This window comes from Nonomuraea sp. NPDC049637 (assembly GCF_040675235.1).
In the GTDB taxonomy this organism is placed as follows: domain Bacteria; phylum Actinomycetota; class Actinomycetes; order Streptosporangiales; family Streptosporangiaceae; genus Nonomuraea.
On record NZ_JBFAOM010000016.1, the window covers coordinates 41,130 to 57,839 of the forward strand.

The following is a 16,710-nucleotide window of genomic DNA, read 5'->3' on the forward strand; positions in this document are numbered from 1 at the left end:
GTGACCGGCACTCAGTACCGGCGCCACCGCCTGAACTGGTCCTGGCCCGCGGCGACCCCCAGCTTGGCGAGCATCTGCTGCCAGGTCGGCAACAGGCTGACCGGGTCGTCCACGACGTCGCCCGGCCGGTTGAGCGCGTTGGCGGTGGTGCTGAAGATGGTGGACCCGGTCAGGAACACGACCGCGTTCCGCGCCGCCGGGTTCTTCGGCAGCACGTTGGCGGCCTTGCCGAAGTTGGCCGGGTCCACGTGGTAGAAGACCATGGCCGCGGCGAAGTTCTTCAGCATGTACTCGCCGCGGTCCCCCCAGGAGCCGGTGTCCTCGCCCCTCGCGAGCTTGAGCCCGTCGACGACCGCCTGGTCGAGCACGGTGTAGGCCAGGCTGCCCCCGACGGCGTAGATGAACCGCTTGCCCACGGCGTTCTCGAACATCTTGAGCAACAGCCGCGCCTGCGACCTGCGTATCGCCCAGTTGATCATCACCTGGACCTTCTTGTCGATCGCCGGCCAGCAGAAGAACATCAGCAGTTCGATCCACTGGATCATGGCCATCGTGCGCAATGTGTGCTGGGTCCGTTCCAGCAATTCGGCGTAATCCTCGACCGCGTCCGCCAGTCCTCGGATGTAGGCGGCGACGCGCGGCGGATAGGGCGCGATCTCCTGGTTGAAATACGTCCGGAACGCGTCGATGCCCACGCCGGAATTCGGCGGCAGCCAGACCCGGGACGCGACCTCCTCGACGTCGTCAAGGCTGGCGTCCACGCGTCCCGCCAATTGCCGCAACAACCCCGCGGCCGCCCGCGCCTTCGCCGGATCGCCGTCCGGATAGGCCACGCTCAACATCTGCAGAACCACGCCGCCCACTCCGACGGCGGAGAACATGAACCCCGCCATCGGCAGCGCCCGGGAAGACGGACTCATTCGACAACCCCTTCTGCTGGAATCGACAATCAGTTGTGGGATCATCCCATCAATAACATCGATAACGCCAGTCCCAGATTTCCGCCGCTGTTCACCTGCCGGTCCGGTTAGGGTTTCCGGTCATGAGCCGAACGCCCATCGTCCCGGTTTCACAACTGGCGAGTTACGTGGAGACCGCGCGGGCTTATTACGAACCTCAGATGCAGCTCATGGGGCTCGGCCAGCAGCAGATCGAGCAGCAGTCCTTGACCGAGCTGAAGGATTCGCTCGACCGGGTGAACCGGGCCATCGCGCACCCGTCACAGTTCGGCACGCTCGCGCTGAAGATCAGCGCCTCGGCCGGCGCGATAATCGCCAAGACCGGCGCCGAGGCGACGGTCTCCATCGGCGCCCTGCCCATATTGCTGGAGCGAAAGCGAGCCGTCATCGACCGTATTCGCGTCGTCTATCCGCAGGAACAACTGCAGGACGTCCAGGAGGTCGTCAGCCGGAAGGTCGACGACCCGGAGGTCCGCGACGAGCTCTACGGGATGATCTCTTCTCTGCTCACCGAGCAGCGCGCGCTGGCTGAGCAGACCGCCGCCTCGCAGCTCGACGACATCGACATGGCCCTGAGGGACATCGAGATCAGCGAGCGGAAATGGCGGATGCGCTGGTCGTTCCTCGAGCGCGAACCGGTGGCCATTCTCATCGGCGCGGTGCTGCTCATTCTGCTGGGCGTCGCCCTCGTCATCGCGATGTTCACCGCGACCGCGATCCCCGAGCTCGTGGCCAGCGCCTTCCTGGTCATTCTCGGCTTCTTCTTCGGCCAGACGACCTCCGGGGCCCGCGCTAACGCCGACCGGCAGGGCGAAGGCGGCGTCACCGACCCTCCGAGATAGCGGCACCGACGCCGAGCGGCCTTCTCCGTATTCGTCTGTCACGCCTGGAACCATCCGGACACCTGCTTGTTGTGACATACCCCTACGGAAGGGACGACCGCGTGGGCCCACCGGACCCCCGGCAACGCTTCGAGGAGCTCTACACCGAGCACTACGCGACCGTCTCCGGCTATGTGCGGCGGCGCAGCGACGACCCTCACGACGTCGCCGACGTCATCGCCGAGACGTTCACGACCGCGTGGCGGCGGCTCGGCGAGGTGCCGACCGGCGACCGCGCCCGGCTCTGGCTGTACGGCGTGGCCCGGCGCACCCTGGCCAACCACCGCCGCGGCGAGTCCCGCCGGGCGGCGCTCACCACGCGCCTGCGCACCGAGCTCGCGGAATGGACCGGCCCGGCGGCGGACCCCGTGCCCGAGACCGCCCGCGCGGCCTTCATGCGGCTGTCCGCCGACGACCGGGAGGTGCTCTCGCTGGTCGCCTGGGAGGGGCTCGGCAACGCCGAGCTGGCGCAGGTGCTCGGCTGCTCGCGCCTCGCCGTCCGGCAGCGCCTGCACCGCGCACGCAAGCGCCTGGCCGCCGAGCTCGCCGCCGCCGACCCCGATCTCGCCCGGTACGGCCCGCGGGCCGTCCGTCTCGCCAAGGAGACCTCATGAACCCGCAGCCCGACGACATCGTCAGGCGGCTCGCCCCGCCCGCCGGGCCGGGACTGACGCCCGGCGCCATGGAGACGATGTACAAGATCATGGAGGACGAGCCCGCTCCGGCCGTGCCCGCGCCCAAAAGGCGGCGTGCCCTGTTCGTGCTGCCGGCCGCGCTGGGCGCCCTCGCGGCGTCGCTGGCCGTCGTCGTCGCCCTCGGGCCCGCCTCGGCCTCTGCCCTGGACGTCAAGGAGGAGGGCGGCTACTTCGTCATCGAGGTCAAGGACGTGTTCGCCAAGCCGGAGGAGTACCAGCGGCAGCTGCGCGACGCCGGCCTCGACATCAAGCTGCGCCTGTTGCCCTCCACGCCCAGCAGCGTCGGCTCGGTCGCCCCGAGCATGGTGGAACCGGACGGGATCAAGGTGATCGACCGTCAGGAAGGCTGCGAGGCGGTGGGCGGCTGCCCGATCAGCATCAAGGTCCGCCGGGACTTCAAGGGCTCGGCCGAGCTCTTCCTCGGCCGGGAGGCGCGTCCCGGTGAGGAATACCAGATCATCACCGGCTTCGACGTGCCCGGCGAGCCCATGCATTGCGCGCCGTACTACAACAGGCCCGTCAGCGAGGTGCGCGCCCTGCTCAAGGACCGGGGGGTGGACATCCAGGCGTTCGACGTCCTCGGTCCCGCCTTCTGGACGGACGAGGGCAAGAACACCGAGCCGGTGACCAAGACGTCGGTCCCGGAGTCCATGCACGTCGTCGGCGGCTACCTGACGATGGCCGGCAAGGCGGCAGTCCAGGTCAGCGACTCGGACCTGCCCGCCGACCTCGTGCGCACGCTGAAGGAGAAGGCCGGATGCCCGTGATCCCGAACAAGGCGCTGGCCGCCGTCCTGGTGGCCGCGACGGTCGGCGTCGTGCCCGCGCCGGACCGTCAGGACGACCTTCCGCAGCCCGTGGACGCGGGCCGGGCGGGCGGCGTCACGCTGATCACCGGTGACCGCGTGGTGGTCACCGGCGGCGGCGGATACCGCGTGCAACCGGGTCCGGGCCGGCGGGTGGCGTTCAGCGGCCAGGTCCAGGACGGTCACCTGTACGTGATCCCGTCCGACGCCCGGCCGCTGGTCGCGGCGAACCTGCTCGACCGGCGGCTGTTCGACGTCACCCAACTGCTGGCCTGGCGGTACGGCGACGCCGACCGGCCGGACATCCCGCTGATCGTCCAGTCGTCCCGAGGGACGGCCCCGGCGCTCCGGGGGACCGAGCGGGCCCGGCCGCTCGGCGGGCTCGGGATGAGCGCGATGAACGTTGCCAAGGCGTCCGCCGGGCAGACCTGGCGGCCGGCGCCCGCTCCCTGACGGCCGGATCCACCAAGCTGTGGCTGGACGGCCGCCGCTCCTACAGCCTCGACCAGAGCGCCGAGCAGATCGGCGCGACCCAGGCCTGGAAGCAGGGTATGACGGGCAAGGGGGTCACGGTGGCCGTCCTGGACAGCGGATACGACCCCGACCACCCCGACCTGAAAGGCGTGGTCCCCCAGGAGAAGAACTTCACCGACGAGCCCGACATCCGCGACAACACCGGGCACGGCACCCACGTCGCCTCGATCATCGCGGGAGCCGACGCGAAGTACCGGGGGATCGCGCCCGGCGCGAAGCTCGCCGTCGCGAAGGCCGGCACCGCCTTCGGACTGACCGAGTCGGCGATCCTGGCGGGCATGGAGTGGGCCGCCGCCGAGGTCAAGGCCAAGATCGTCAATTTGAGCTTCGGCGCCCCCGACACCCTGGACCTCGACCCGGTCGAGCAGGCGGTGAACACGCTGTCGCAGCGGTACGGCACGCTGTTCGTCGCGGCCTCGGGCAACCGGAGCACCACCGTCACCAGCCCCGGCAGCGCGGACGCCGCGCTCACCGTCGGTTCCGTCGACCACCAGGACCGCATCGCCGCCTCCTCGGGCAGCGGCCCCCGTGAGGGCGATCACGCCATCAAACCGGACATCACCGCGCCCGGCGTGGGGATCGTGGCTGCGAAGGCGGGCGGGGCCGGGACCGAGGCGCATGTGGCGATGTCGGGCACCTCCATGGCCGCGCCGCACGTGGCGGGCGCCGCGGCGATCCTCGCCCAGCTTCATCCCGACTGGACCGGGCAACGGCTCAAGGCCGCGCTGACGGGCAGCGCCACGCCGCTTCCCGGCCTGACGCCGTACCGGCAGGGGACCGGCCGGGTGGACGTCGTCCGCGCGCTGGCCCAGCAGGTCGTCGCCGTGCCGGAGCGCGTGTGGGCGTACTTCCCCTCCGACGGGACGGGCGAGCGGGTCTCCACCGGGACCGTCACGTACGACAACGCCGGTGACGCCCCCGTCGACCTCGACCTGACCGCCGACGGCGAGGTGGTGCGGCTCTCCGCGCGACGTCTCCAGGTGCCCGCCAAGGGGCAGGCGACGGTCACGGTGACGATCGACGCCAAGGACAGGCGTCCGGCGATCACCTGGCCACGATTATCGCCAGGTCGGGCGACACGGTGATCCGCACCCTGGCCGGCGCGTACGTCGAGCCCGAGTCCCACAACGTGACCGTCAAGGCGCTCGACCGGGCTGGCCGGCCCGCCGAAGCGGGTTTCATCCAGGTGTACGACGCGCGGACGGGCGCCGGCCGCGACGTCCCCCTCGTTGACGGGACGGCCCGGCTCAGGCTGCCCGAGCGCGAGTGGAACCTGTACACCGAGATCTACGACGACGCGAGACACACCCTGGCCCACGCCCGGCTCGATCTCGACCAGGACCGGCAGGTGACCGTCGACGCCCGCGACGGCAGGCGAGCCGGTTTCAGCGTGGACGACCCGGACGCCGTGCCGGGCGCCGAACTCATCGTCGAACTGGCTGACGGCGCGTGGTCCTACGGGTTCTCGAGCTGGTCCGCACCGGGCTGGGACACCTACGTCGTCCCGGCACGCGCGCCGGGCCTGCGATTCCTGACCAGGAACATGTGGACGAGCAGGACCCGCACGCCGAGCCCGTACGTCTACGACCTGGTCAACACCCACACCGACGGGCTGCCGGACAACCCCTTCTACGCCGCCCGGCGGGTTGACCTGGTCAAGGTGACGGCGACGTACCGGGCCGCGGCCGCGGCGGCGACCGGACTTCCGTACTTCGGCCCGAGGCTCGTCGAGGACAGGCCCGGGATCATGGCCGCCCCCGGGCAGGACGTGGAACTGCCGAGCATCCTCACCCACTACCGGACGCCGGGACTGGTGTGGGACAGCGGCTTCCAGGTCGGCACGTCCCTCGTGGCCGGTGCCCCGGTCAGGCTGGAGCGGGGGAGCACCACGGAGGTGTGGAACGCCGCCGTGACCGGCCCGTCCGCGCCCGTCGCGACCCGATCGGGTGACGAGCTGACCGTTCGTGGGCGACCTGTTCGCCGACGGCGTCGCCGGCCACAGGGGCGCCGACGACGCGGCCACCGGCACCGCCACCCTCACCGCCGGCGGCCGGACGCTGGCCGAGACCGACCTGGCGGGATGCGCGACGGAACGGCCCAATGAGTGCGTGCTCCACGCCGCCCTGCGTCCGGAGCCCGCCACGTACACCCTGAAGGCGTCGGCCCGCCGCGGGGTGCCCTACTCCGCCCTCTCGACCGCCGTCGAGTCCGTCTGGACGTTCCGCGCCTCCAGCGCCGACGGCCACCGCCCGCCGCCCCTGACGGCGGTCCGCCTCACCCCCACCCTGGACGACCACAACCGCGCTCGCCCGGGCACCCGCACCCCCCTCACCCTCGACCCCTCATCCCGCCAGGAGGGCACCCGGGTACGCCTTGAGACCTCCGACGACGACGGCCGAACCTGGCGTCCCGTCCCGGTAACACGATCCGCCCGGGGCTGGCTGGCGGTGGTCCTCAACCCCCGCACAGCGGGATTCGTCTCCCTGCGCGCAACCGTCACGGACACCCCCACCACCCGGCTGACCCAGACGGTCATCCGCGCCTACGCGGTGGGCTGAACCGGTGCCCGGCCGTGCATCGGGGGCACGGCCGGGCACAGCCGGCTGACTCACCCGCCGCCCGTGCGCGTGCTACGTCGAGCTCACCTCGTCGTCGGGGATCGGCGAGGGCGCGGAGAAGTACGGCAGGCCGGACGAGCGATAGAGCACGACGATGAGCACGACCAAGGCGGCGAACCACGCGACGAGCAGCACAGGTGACAGCTCGGCGTAGCCGTACCCGGCCAGCAGGCCGGCCGCGCCCAGACCGGCCACGGCCCAGCGCAACACGTCCAGCAGGGCGGCCTGGGAGTTGTCGCCGTGTGCGCGCATGGCGGTGATAAGGGCGTCCGCGATCAGCCAGACCGTGATCAGTGGGCCGGCCGTGCCGACGAAGCCGATCACCAGCCTGATCGGCTCGTCCGTGCCTGGGCCGATCGCGACGGGCACCAGCGAGACGAGGCCCATGCAGAACGCCCACTGCCGGGCCGTGGCGAAGGCGTCGCCCGGTCGCTGCAACGAGAGCAGCCCGGCGGCGCACAGGCCCCAGCCGACGGGGTCGAACAGCAGGTCGAGGCCATTGAGGCGGAGCGCACCGAAGGCGATGACCAGCCCGGTGGCGATCTTCGTGACGGGACGCACGTGGTGCCCTTCTCTCCCGAGGCCCTGAGGTGGTCGTCAGAACTCGCCGCTCACTGCCTTGTTGCACACCGTGCCGGCCAGGGCGCGTTGCCAGGCCACGGGAACGCGACGCTCGCCCACCGTCATCTGCCACGGGTCCAGCACCACCTCAGACGTGCCCGAGACCAGCCAGGTCCGGTAGGTGAATCGGATCGGCTGCGGCTCGTGCGGCACCGCCGCGCAGTCGGTGATGACGATCCGCCGGATCACCGTCTCCGAGTCGTCGCCCCTGACGGTGAACTTGGCGGGATCGTCCTGCGTGTCCTCGGGAGGGAGCAGTCGCAGGCCCGGTATGGCCATCGAGATATCCGTGATGGTGAATGGAGAAATCGCCTGGTTCTCCAGCTCGATCCAGGCTCTGGTGGACAACACGCCATTGTCGTCAACGTGGGCGGTGAGAAAGAAGCTGTCGATTCTCCAGCGGATGTTCGGCGTTATCGACCCCGTCCACCACAAGCCGCCCGCGACGCACATCAGCACGAGACAACCGGACACCACGAACGGTAATCGTGTACGCGGGGCGACGCCAAATTGCTGCCATATATCCGCTGAACTCACGAGACGGAACCATATATCGTGACGCCTTGTGACGATACCCCCCTTGATCTTCTGGGCGGCGGCGCTGATCACCGTGCCGGCGGCAGCCGCGCCCCTCGGTCAGGGGCGTCTCGGCAGGTTCGTCGCCCTGACGGGCCTCCCGGCCGAGGAGACCGACGCCCGCCGGGTCGTCGGCCATCTCGCCGGTGTGCGCCGGTGGCGGCTGGCGGCCGTCGTCCTGGCGGCCCCCGTGGCGGGGCTGACCGCGGATCCGTTCTATCTCGTCGTGGGGTGGTGCGCCGTTTCGGTGTTCCGCGTCGTACGGGCGCCGGTCACGGAGGCCGTATATCGCCAGGCATGGCTGCTCGCCGTATTCGCGTCCGCCGTGACAGGCTGCTACCTCCTGGCAGCGCAGGGAATCACTCTCACGCGGCTTGCGCACGCCGTCATCGTGGTCGCGGTGATAGCGGCGATACTGTACGCCGAGCGGAATGCCGGGCCGGAAAAGGCAGATGAAACCGAGTCCGCCATTGGCCGATGGTCTGTTCGCGCGCGCTATTCGGCGGGCGCCGCGATTGTGCTGGCTGGCGTTTTCCTGGCTCCCGGACGGGCGCTGCCGAGCGAATCGCCGCAGTACACGATGCCCATACGGGTCGAGGAGCAGCAGGTCTCGTTCCAGGAGATCGGCGAGGTCAAGCGGCCCACCTGTCCGTGGATCGACGAACTGGACGCGCCGTGCCGCTACTGGCTGGTTGACGACGTGCCGTTCCCGCAGGCCGCGCCATATGTCGTCATGAAGGGTGGGGCGCCGAAGGCGGCGCCGTTCGTGGTGAGCCCCGATCGGCGATCCGTCGTCTACCTGGACCGGACCTCGCGTCGTATGGTCCACCAGAACGAAGCGAACCGGCATGAACTCGGCGGGCCGCTCGCCGACACGGACGTGCCCGAGGTGAGCATCAGCGAACGCGGCAGGTACGTCGCCCTGACCAGGAACGGCACCCGCGTCATCGACACCAGGGCCTGGAGCGGAATCACGCTTCCCGGCGTGCTGAAGGTGCTCGAAGTCAACTCGGCGGGGACGGTGGTCAGGACGGCTTCCCGCCTGATCGCCTACGACCACCGCGGCAAGGAGCTGCTGAGCACCGCCATCCCGGACGGGCTCCTGCGATCCCACACCGCCTTCCTCAAACCGGACGGAAGCCGACTTCTGATCATCAGTGACGACGGGAACCTCGTCGAGACCTACGACCTCACCACCGGCGAGCGCATCCATCGCGTGCGCCCCCGACTCCCCGACGGGGACCCGATCGATTCGGGCACCGGCTGGTCGAGCAAGGGCCCGTTCCAGGTCCGCCGGGACTCGGGGGACGGGGAGCGCAAGAACTTCTTCCTCGACCTGGCGACCGGCAGGACCTGGCACATCAAGAACGGCCCGCCGCCCGGCTACCGACCCGGGAACCAGTAGGCGGCCGCCTACTTCCCGGGCCTTCCGGCCCGCCTGTGGCCGTGACTCCGGATGAGGCTTGGGTGTGCCGATGGAGTGCAGGCCGCCCGGGAGCTCTCCGGCTCGATGGACCGGCGGGTCCTTCGCGAACGTCCTAGCAGGCGTCGACCCACTTGTGCGAGGCGACGTTGTCGTTGAGGGACTGCCCGTAACCGGACAGGCCGGCGCCGCCGTTGAAGGTCTCGCGTCCCAGCGAGAGGTTGTCCCAGTGGTTGCCGCTCGCCAGGCAGCGCCAGGCGCCGGTGTAGTTGCGGCCCCAGTAGAGCTTGACGACGCTGTAACCGCCCGGGAACCCGTTGTTGAACATCTGGGAAGCCTGGTTCTCCATGCTGATGGTCTGGTTCTCGCCGTTCAGGCAGTCGGCCCAGGAGGTGTCGTAGAGGAGCCACCTGCAGTACTTGCCCAGCCCGTTCGGATGCTCGGCCGCGTAGAAGAACCCGTCAGGGATCAGGAGGTTCGCGGGCGTGACCGCCTTCTCCGCCGTGCCGTCGGCGGGAGCGCCGGACGAGGGGGACGAGGCGGACGAGGTGGACACGGCGGGCGCGGCGGGCGCGGTGTCGTCTGCCACGGCCTGGCCGGCAGGCAGGACGGCGGCCAGGCCGGCGACGGCCAGCCCCGCGGCCACGGAGATGATGGTGCGCATGGTGATCCTTTCTCGCGTTCGACAGAAGGCGGGAACTCAGAGGGACTCGGTGACGGTTCGGGCTCGCGGAAGCGCGGAGAGCGCCAGGCGGCGCCAGGTCGCCAGCTCCTCGCGGTATCGGGCGCGGATGCGCTGCTCGTAGTGCCGGTCCAGGCGGCGCGCCGTGGCGGCGAAGCCCGTCCGCAGGGCGCAGGTGGCCTCGGCGACGGCGGTCCGGCGCCACCGGGCCTCCGTCCCGTTCTGGCGGCTGTTGTCGAGGGCGACCCGGATCTCCACGGGGGATGCGAACGCCTGCCCCTGCCCGCGCATGCAGGCCGCCCATCCGGCCATGGCCGTGGCGAAGGCCGGATCGCCGCTGACGGCCTCGTACCGGACCGCGCGCAGGCTCGTCCTGATCTCCTTGACGCGGAACCACGTCCGGGCGTCGCCGTAGAGCTGCTGCTGGGCCTGGGACGTGCAGCCGCGCGAGCTGTGACGTACGCGTCCGCCCGACGGCAGATTCGCCTCGAACTGCTCGTCCGTCAGGCTGCCGTGGATGGCGAGGAGCCAGGCGTGCCGCCGCTCCGGCGGGAGGCTCATCCCGTGCACCTGGTTGGGGTGGGGTGATCCGCCACGCGTTCCGCCGGTGTCGTAGCCGCGGGCGCCGGCCGCGTTCACGTCGTCCACGACGTAGGGGAACGCGGGGGCGGCGCGTACTCGACGACCCAGTAGGCGAAACCTCCTTGCCGCATGCATCGCTGGATGAGGAGCTCCTCCGCGTCGTGCAAGAGTGCCTCGTCCCGCGGCGTGGGATCACGAGAAGCGGTGAGCGCCGGCGTCGGGACCGCGGCTCCCGAGCCGGCGGCGACCGTGGCCAGCACGCCCGCGAAGGCCAGCCACCGCCGCCACCGCGAGGACGGACTCATCGGCCCGGCCGCGCCGCGGGGCGCGGGATTCTTCGAGGCATGGCGGCGGCCTTTCTGGAGGAAGGGGATGCGCGAGAAGCCGCCCGGACGCGGGCTGCGCGGCGAGCGCCGCGCCACTAGCCGGCGCTCTCACGACCCTCAGTCTCGGCCGCCGGAGAATTGTCCGGCACCCCCATCCGCCACCCCGGACAAATCTGATCGCCCTGCCCCGCCTCCCTCCCGCACCAGCGTGCGCAACGGTAACACCCCCGTCGCCCGTCGACGGTGGCCTGCTCGTGTTCGCCTCACGTTCCGTGGGGCGCTACGCAGCCTGTCGCCTGGGACGCATGTCGAACATGTAGAAGACGAGCAGCAACACGTAGAACACGAGCGCGCCAATCGCGCTGAACGCGCCGATGACGGTCGCGACGAGATAGAGCACCGGCCCCATGCCCCAGCGGAATCGCAACGAGCGCGCCTCGGCCGGAGTGATGTGCCCGCCGAGGTGGCGGTGTCCCGACGAGGCGTACCACCACACGGCGTTGTAGAAGATGCCGCCGATCACCAGCACGATTCCGTAGAAGACGGCGGCCATCTGGGTGCCGTGGTCGGCGTGCAGCGCCTCGGCCAGCACGTGCGTGGGAAACGGCAAGAAGGCGACATCCATCAGGAGGAGCACGTTGAGGGCCAGCAGCGGGCCGTCGGTCCGGCGGATGAAGTGGAACATCCGATGGTGGTTCATCCAGATCATCCCCACCAGCAGGAACGTCACCATGTAGGCGAGGTAGGACGGCCACAGGCGGATCAGCGCACCCCCGAGGTCCTCTTCCAGCCCTCGGGCAGCCGGATCTCAAGCACCAGCAGCGTGATCGCGATGGCGAAAACGCCGTCGCTGAACGCCTCCAGGCGCCCGGTGCTCATCACGAAGAGTCATCACTCACGCCGCGTATCGTAGCGAGCGAACCAAGTCGCCCGACGACGGGCAGTTCGCCGCATTTCCACTGCTAGCCGGGCCTCGATGCACCGTTACGTCCCAGTGGCACGGCGAGGCTCAACCCCGTCAGCACACCGAAGAACCTCAACCCAACCTCTGTAGTGCTCCGATTCGGCCGTCCGCGCGGCGCGGTCAAGCAAGGGGACCGCAGCGCTGCTCCGACAGGTTGAGTCCGAGTGAGATGGCTCCCCTCGGCTTCCGGAAACGGAAAAGGGCTCGACCCGCTAAGCGGATCAAGCCCTCTACCTGGTCAAACTGTGTCGGGGTGGCGGGATTTGAACCCACGACCTCTTCGTCCCGAACGAAGCGCGCTGCCAAGCTGCGCTACACCCCGGTGCACGCCCGTCTTGCGCGTGCTTGAGAAAGTCTAGCGGACTTCGCGGGTACTCGTGACCGCCTCAGCGCCGCGGAACCAGCGTGAGCAACGTCGCCTCCGGGAAACACGCGAAACGGGCCGGTGCGTACGGCGAGGTGCCGAGGCCGGCGGACACGTGCAGCCAGGCGTTCTCGTGCCGGCTCAGGCCCTTCACGCGGGCACGGTCGATGCCGCAGTTGGTGACCAGGGCGCCGTAGAACGGGACGCAGAGCTGGCCGCCGTGGGTGTGGCCGGCGAGCAGGAGCTGGTAGCCGTCCTCGGCGAAGCGGGTCATGTTGCGCGGCTCGGGGGAGTGCATGACGCCGAGGCGGAGGTCGGCGTCGGCGGGGGCCGGGCCGGCGACCAGGTCGTAGCGGTCGCGGGAGATGTGGGAGTCGTGGATGCCCGCCACCGCGACGTCGAGGTCGCCGATCTTGACGCGGGCGGTGGTGTTGTTCATGTCCAGCCAGCCCTCGGCGGCCATGCCGGCGCCCAGTTCCTCCCACGGGAGGTTGGGGATGTGCTGGCGGCGGTCGTTCTTCGAGGTACGCCAGAGGTAGCGGGCCGGGTTCTTCGGCTGCGGGGCGTAGAGGTCGTTGGACCCGTAGACGAACAGGCCGGGACGGGACAGCAGCGGCTCCAGGGCGTGCAGGAGCGCGGGGACCGCTTCGGGGTGGGCGATCGAGTCGCCGGTGTTGACCACCAGGTCGGGTTCCAGGGCGCCCAGGGAGCGCACCCAGTTGATGAGCATCGTGCGCCTGGGGGTCAGGTGCAGGTCGGACAGGTGCAGCACGCGTACGGGACGCCGCCCGCGCTCCAGCACCGGCACGTCGAAGCGGCGCAGGCGGAACCAGTTGCGCTCCACGACGGAGGCGTAGCCCAGCCCGGCCAGGCCGAGACCGATCATGGACAGGGGCACTGCGACGGCTTTCCTCACGTACTCATGATGCCTGACAACGGGCACGAGCCGTCCCGGCAGACGGCAAGATGGACCGCATGAGCGCAATGAAGGACAAGCTGAAGGCCGATCTCACGGCCTCGATGAAGAGCCGGGACGAAGTCCGTCTCCGGACGATTCGCATGGCTCTGGCGGCCGTGAACGTCGAGGAGGTGGCGGGCAAGGCGGCCAGGGAGCTCAGCGATGACGAGGTCATCAAGGTGCTGACCAAGGAGGCCAAGAAGCGGCGCGAGGCCGCCGAGGCGTTCCAGAACGCCGGACGCACCGAGCAGGCCCAGGCCGAGCTGGACGAGCAGGCGGTGCTGGAGGAGTACCTGCCGGCGCAGCTCTCCGACGAGGAGCTGGCCCAGATCGTCGACGCGGCCGTGGCCGAGACCGGCGCGTCGGGGCCGCAGGCCATGGGGCAGGTCATGAAGGTGGTCAACCCCAAGGTCGCGGGCAGGGCCGAAGGCGGCCGCGTCGCCGCCGCCGTCCGCGCCCGCCTCACCGCCTGACCCCGGCACCACTTCACCCACCGACCGCCACCCTCGCGCCGCCTTCGCGTGGGACGCCTTCGCGTGGGACGCCGCCCTTGGGACGTGACTGCGGCGGTCCTACATGGCGGCGGCGGTCCGAGGGAGTGGCGGTGCCGGTTCACCGGGCGGTGTCGTGGCCTCGCGGCGGTGTCGGTCTGAGAGGTGTTGTGGGAGGTGGCCAGGGGCGGCTGTTGAGGGCCGTCCCTGGGAAGCCTCTGGAGGCGTTGCAGGAGGGGCTGGGCGGCCATGGAAGGGCAATCCGGCGGCAAAGGCTGTTCGGGGCCGCCCAGCGCCTCTCAGCGGCGGGTTCGGGCCGCCGGGGCGGTGAGCCCGGTGTCGGCCCGCCCGCCGAGCCCATCGCCGAGCCCGCCGAGCCCGCCGACTCCCGGGCCGCCGCCCAGCCCGCCGCCGAACCCGTTGCCCGGCCGCTGCCAGTCGCCCGGCCCGCGCCCGTCCCCGCCGCCGTCGCCACGGTCGTTGTGGTCGCCGAAGAAGTTGTCGAACGGGTCGCCGTCCCCGGGCCCCTCGTCGCCGCGCTTCTTCTTCTTGGGCTTCGGCGCGCACTTGTCGGAGCAGCCGCCGAACCGCGAGTGGTCCACCGGCGTGAACTTCGCCGGCTCCACCCCCTTGAGCGCCTGCATCATCGCTTGTTTCCAGATGGGCCCGGAGATGGAGGCGCCGTACACGTACGGGAAGTACTGCCCCCCGATCGTGACCCCGATCAGCTTGTGGGTGGAGGCGCCGCGCGGGTCGCCGAGGCTCACGGCCGAGGACAGGTTCGGGGTGTAACCGGCGAACCAGGCGGACATGTAGTCGTCGGTCGTTCCGGTCTTGCCGGCCGCGTCACGTCCGATGCCGCCCACGCCGCTCATCGTGCCCTTGGTGAACACGCCCGACAGGATGCCGCTGACCGCGTCGGCGACCTCCTCCTCCATGACCTGCGAACACTTCGGCTTGTACTGCTTGGCGGCGCCGTTCCTGTCCTTGATCTCGGTGATGGCCAGCGGCTGGCAGTACTGGCCGCGCGAGGCGAACACGGCGTAGGAGTTGGCGATCGTGACGGGGTCGACCTCGTTGACGCCCAGCGTGAACGTCTCGACCTCGCGCAGCTTGCCGCCGTCGGCCCGCTTGACGCCGAGGCGCTTGGCGAGCTTGACGACCTTGCAGAGCCCGACCTCCTGCTCCAGCTTGAGGAAGAACGTGTTCACCGAGCCCCACGTGCCGGTCTGCAGGGTCTTGAAACCGCCGCCGCCCTCGCTGGAGTTGTGCGCGGTGTGCGAGGGGTCGCCGACGTTCTCGCCCTTGCAGTCCTTGAAGGAGTTGTAGCCGCTCGCGGTGAACCCGGCCGGCGCGGGGAAGCCGTCGCCGTACTTCAGGCCCTCCTCCAGGGCGGCGGCCAGCGTGTACGCCTTGGCCGTCGAGCCCTGCTGCAAGCCGCGCCCGCCGCCGTGCGCGGCGTCGGCGACGACGTTGTAGCTCATCTCGTTCTTCTTCTTGCTGCCGCCGAACTTGCGCGAGGCCGCCATCGCCTTGATCTCGCCGGTGCCGGGCACGACCATGGCCTGCGCGGCCACGGGCTTGTCCTTGGGGCTGACGTACTTCTTGATGGCCTTCTCGGCGGCCTTCTGCATCTTGGGGTCGAGCGTGGTCTTGATCGTCATGCCGCCGCGCTGGAGCAGCTTCCTGCGCTCGTCCTGGTTCTTGCCGAAGTCGTCGTTGTTGAGGATCTCGTACTGGACGTAGAGGCAGAAGTACGGGAACTTGCTGGCCTCGCAGCCGCCGGGGAACTTGACGTCCTTGTAGCCGAGCTTCTCGGCCTTGGCCGCGTCGGCCTCCGCCCGGGTGATCTTGCCGATCTCGGCCATCCGGTCGAGCACGGTGTTGCGGCGCAGCAGCAGCCGCTCGCGCGACTCGGGGCCGACGTTGGGGTCGGTGCGGGCCGGGTTCTGGACGGCGCCGGCCAGCGTGGCGGCCTCCGACAGGTCCAGCTCGGAGGCGGGCTTGTCGAAGAAACGCCTGGCCGCGGCCTGGATGCCGTGCGCGCCCGCGCCGAAGTAGGCGATGTTGAGGTACTTCTCCAGGATCTGCTGCTTGCTGTACTTGCGCTCGATCGCCATGGCGTACCGCAGCTCCTGGAGCTTGCGGGACATCGTCGGGGCGATGGCCGCCTGCTGCTCCTCCGGCGTCTCGGCCTTGTTGACCAGCACCTGCTTGACGTACTGCTGGGTGATCGAGGAGCCGCCCTGCATGACGCCGCCGCCGGTGAGGTTCTTCACCAGGGCGCGGGCGGTGCCCTCGACGTCGATCGGGCCGTGCTCGAAGAAGCGGAAGTCCTCGATCGCGATCAGCGCGGTCTGCATGATGGGCGCGACCTTGTCGAGGGTCACGGACTGCCGGTTCTCGTAGTAGAACTGGGCGATCTGCTTGCCGTTGGCGTCGACCAGCTTCGTGCGTTCGGGCAGCGGGGGTTCGTCGAGTTCCTGGGGCTTGAGTTCGAGGCCGTCCATGGCGGTCTTGGCCGACACGCCCGCCCCGCCCACCGCCGGCAGCGCCACCGCCGCCGCCAGCACACCCGCCGCCGTCCCGGCGATGATCAGACGCAGGACGCTGACGAGCGGGTGGGAGCGGTCTTTGCGCTTCGCTTGCACGCTCCCAAGGGTACGTCGAAACACTGTCCTTATCGGTAACACGACACCATTTCGCCTTGACTGGGAGGGGTGACTAGTCATTCCCGGTCAACAGTCCGGCGAGAAATTGGTCCTCTGGGGTCTGTCGGCCCGAACGTGAAGTTGCGTACGTTCATCCTCTGCGGCAACTGAATACGGAGGCTCGGCGCCCGCGCCCGTCGGCCCCAAATGACGACTGACCACCTAAGGGGAGTGGGGTCGAAAAATGTGGATCACGGATTGGACCTCCCGTGCCGCCTGTAAGGGTGCGGACCCGGACGCGCTGTTCGTCCAGGGCGCCGCACAGAACAGGGCGAAGCTGATCTGTCGAGGATGCCCGGTCCGTACCGAATGCCTCGCCGATGCGCTGGACAACCGCATCGAGTTCGGGGTGTGGGGCGGTATGACCGAACGCGAACGCCGCGCGCTGCTCAGGCGCCGGCCCGACGTGGACTCGTGGCGCGACCTGCTCGAGTCCGCGAAGGAAGAGTACGAACGGACCAATGAGCTGATCGCGGGCTGATCGGGCCCGCGGCGGGAAAGCACGGCCGGCGCCGCCCGT

General features: G+C 69.9%; 20 protein-coding genes and 1 tRNA gene. 10 read left to right on the plus strand and 11 right to left on the minus strand.

Features of this window, described 5'->3' with window-relative positions; translation table 11 throughout:
• Positions 1-11: 11 nt before the first annotated feature.
• Entirely contained in the window at positions 12-920 is a 909-nt protein-coding gene (locus AB0J71_RS22725; RefSeq protein ID WP_364415846.1) for a hypothetical protein, read from the minus strand.
• Between the two features lie 122 nt (positions 921-1,042).
• On the opposite strand from AB0J71_RS22725, the gene AB0J71_RS22730 reads away from it, so the two are divergent.
• The 7 genes from AB0J71_RS22730 (at position 1,043) to AB0J71_RS22760 (ending at position 6,432) form a co-directional block, all read left to right on the plus strand.
• Positions 1,043-1,801, plus strand: coding sequence for a hypothetical protein (locus AB0J71_RS22730; RefSeq protein ID WP_352321337.1), 759 nt, complete (start codon positions 1,043-1,045; stop codon positions 1,799-1,801).
• Between the two features lie 101 nt (positions 1,802-1,902).
• Positions 1,903-2,454 (plus strand): RNA polymerase sigma factor, encoded by a 552-nt coding sequence (locus tag AB0J71_RS22735; protein ID WP_364415848.1) that lies wholly within the window; start codon positions 1,903-1,905, stop codon positions 2,452-2,454.
• Positions 2,451-3,302 carry a hypothetical protein gene (locus AB0J71_RS22740; RefSeq protein WP_364415850.1) on the plus strand — a complete coding sequence of 284 codons (852 nt, stop codon included), beginning with the start codon at positions 2,451-2,453 and terminating at the stop codon, positions 3,300-3,302. The genes AB0J71_RS22735 and AB0J71_RS22740 overlap by 4 nt, the downstream gene beginning before the upstream one ends.
• On the plus strand, positions 3,293-3,793 hold the full coding sequence (locus tag AB0J71_RS22745) for a hypothetical protein (RefSeq protein WP_352321343.1): 501 nt from the start codon (positions 3,293-3,295) through the stop codon (positions 3,791-3,793). Before AB0J71_RS22740 ends, AB0J71_RS22745 begins: the two co-directional genes overlap by 10 nt.
• A 98-nt stretch (positions 3,794-3,891) precedes the next feature.
• The gene (locus tag AB0J71_RS22750; RefSeq protein WP_364415852.1) at positions 3,892-4,959 is read left to right on the plus strand and encodes a S8 family serine peptidase; all 1,068 of its coding nucleotides are present in this window, start codon (positions 3,892-3,894) and stop codon (positions 4,957-4,959) included.
• Positions 4,956-5,978: a hypothetical protein gene (locus AB0J71_RS22755; RefSeq protein ID WP_364415854.1), complete on the plus strand. Its 1,023-nt coding sequence runs from the start codon at positions 4,956-4,958 to the stop codon at positions 5,976-5,978. Before AB0J71_RS22750 ends, AB0J71_RS22755 begins: the two co-directional genes overlap by 4 nt.
• Before the next feature lie 4 nt (positions 5,979-5,982).
• A complete protein-coding gene (locus tag AB0J71_RS22760; protein WP_364415856.1) occupies positions 5,983-6,432 on the plus strand; it encodes a hypothetical protein in 450 nt (149 codons plus the stop codon).
• 72 nt (positions 6,433-6,504) lie between these two features.
• Here the strand turns inward: AB0J71_RS22760 and AB0J71_RS22765 are convergent, their stop codons facing one another.
• Positions 6,505-7,053, minus strand: a complete 549-nt coding sequence (locus tag AB0J71_RS22765) for a hypothetical protein (protein ID WP_352321348.1) — start codon at positions 7,051-7,053, stop codon at positions 6,505-6,507.
• Positions 7,054-7,089: 36 nt separating this feature from the next.
• Complete coding sequence (locus AB0J71_RS22770) at positions 7,090-7,650, minus strand: hypothetical protein (protein ID WP_364415857.1); 561 nt, start codon at positions 7,648-7,650, stop codon at positions 7,090-7,092.
• Positions 7,651-7,693: 43 nt separating this feature from the next.
• Between AB0J71_RS22770 and AB0J71_RS22775 the strand changes: the two genes are divergently transcribed.
• A complete protein-coding gene (locus AB0J71_RS22775) occupies positions 7,694-9,094 on the plus strand; it encodes a hypothetical protein (protein ID WP_364415859.1) in 1,401 nt (466 codons plus the stop codon).
• A 133-nt stretch (positions 9,095-9,227) separates the two neighbouring features.
• On the opposite strand, the gene AB0J71_RS22780 is transcribed toward AB0J71_RS22775, so the two are convergent.
• The 7 genes from AB0J71_RS22780 to AB0J71_RS22810 all read right to left on the minus strand — a co-directional run bounded on the left by AB0J71_RS22780 (position 9,228) and on the right by AB0J71_RS22810 (position 12,916).
• On the minus strand, positions 9,228-9,776 hold the full coding sequence (locus AB0J71_RS22780; protein ID WP_364415861.1) for a hypothetical protein: 549 nt from the start codon (positions 9,774-9,776) through the stop codon (positions 9,228-9,230).
• 36 nt (positions 9,777-9,812) lie between these two features.
• Positions 9,813-10,442, minus strand: coding sequence for a hypothetical protein (locus AB0J71_RS22785; protein ID WP_364415863.1), 630 nt, complete (start codon positions 10,440-10,442; stop codon positions 9,813-9,815).
• Positions 10,430-10,681, minus strand: coding sequence for a hypothetical protein (locus tag AB0J71_RS22790; protein ID WP_364415865.1), 252 nt, complete (start codon positions 10,679-10,681; stop codon positions 10,430-10,432). Before AB0J71_RS22790 ends, AB0J71_RS22785 begins: the two co-directional genes overlap by 13 nt.
• A gap of 301 nt (positions 10,682-10,982) precedes the next feature.
• Entirely contained in the window at positions 10,983-11,435 is a 453-nt protein-coding gene (locus AB0J71_RS22795; RefSeq protein ID WP_352321358.1) for a TMEM175 family protein, read from the minus strand.
• A 29-nt stretch (positions 11,436-11,464) separates the two neighbouring features.
• Entirely contained in the window at positions 11,465-11,581 is a 117-nt protein-coding gene (locus AB0J71_RS22800) for a TMEM175 family protein (protein WP_352321360.1), read from the minus strand.
• A gap of 333 nt (positions 11,582-11,914) precedes the next feature.
• Positions 11,915-11,988, minus strand: a tRNA-Pro gene (locus AB0J71_RS22805).
• Positions 11,989-12,052: 64 nt separating this feature from the next.
• On the minus strand, positions 12,053-12,916 hold the full coding sequence (locus tag AB0J71_RS22810; protein ID WP_352321394.1) for a metallophosphoesterase: 864 nt from the start codon (positions 12,914-12,916) through the stop codon (positions 12,053-12,055).
• 89 nt (positions 12,917-13,005) lie between these two features.
• Here AB0J71_RS22810 and AB0J71_RS22815 point away from each other — a divergent pair, with 89 nt between their 5' ends.
• Positions 13,006-13,461, plus strand: coding sequence for a GatB/YqeY domain-containing protein (locus tag AB0J71_RS22815; protein WP_352321362.1), 456 nt, complete (start codon positions 13,006-13,008; stop codon positions 13,459-13,461).
• 317 nt (positions 13,462-13,778) lie between these two features.
• Here AB0J71_RS22815 and AB0J71_RS22820 read toward each other — a convergent pair whose 3' ends face one another.
• On the minus strand, positions 13,779-16,130 hold the full coding sequence (locus tag AB0J71_RS22820; RefSeq protein WP_364415867.1) for a transglycosylase domain-containing protein: 2,352 nt from the start codon (positions 16,128-16,130) through the stop codon (positions 13,779-13,781).
• A 244-nt stretch (positions 16,131-16,374) separates the two neighbouring features.
• Between AB0J71_RS22820 and AB0J71_RS22825 the strand changes: the two genes are divergently transcribed.
• A complete protein-coding gene (locus AB0J71_RS22825; RefSeq protein ID WP_090771382.1) occupies positions 16,375-16,671 on the plus strand; it encodes a WhiB family transcriptional regulator in 297 nt (98 codons plus the stop codon).
• Positions 16,672-16,710: the final 39 nt, after the last annotated feature.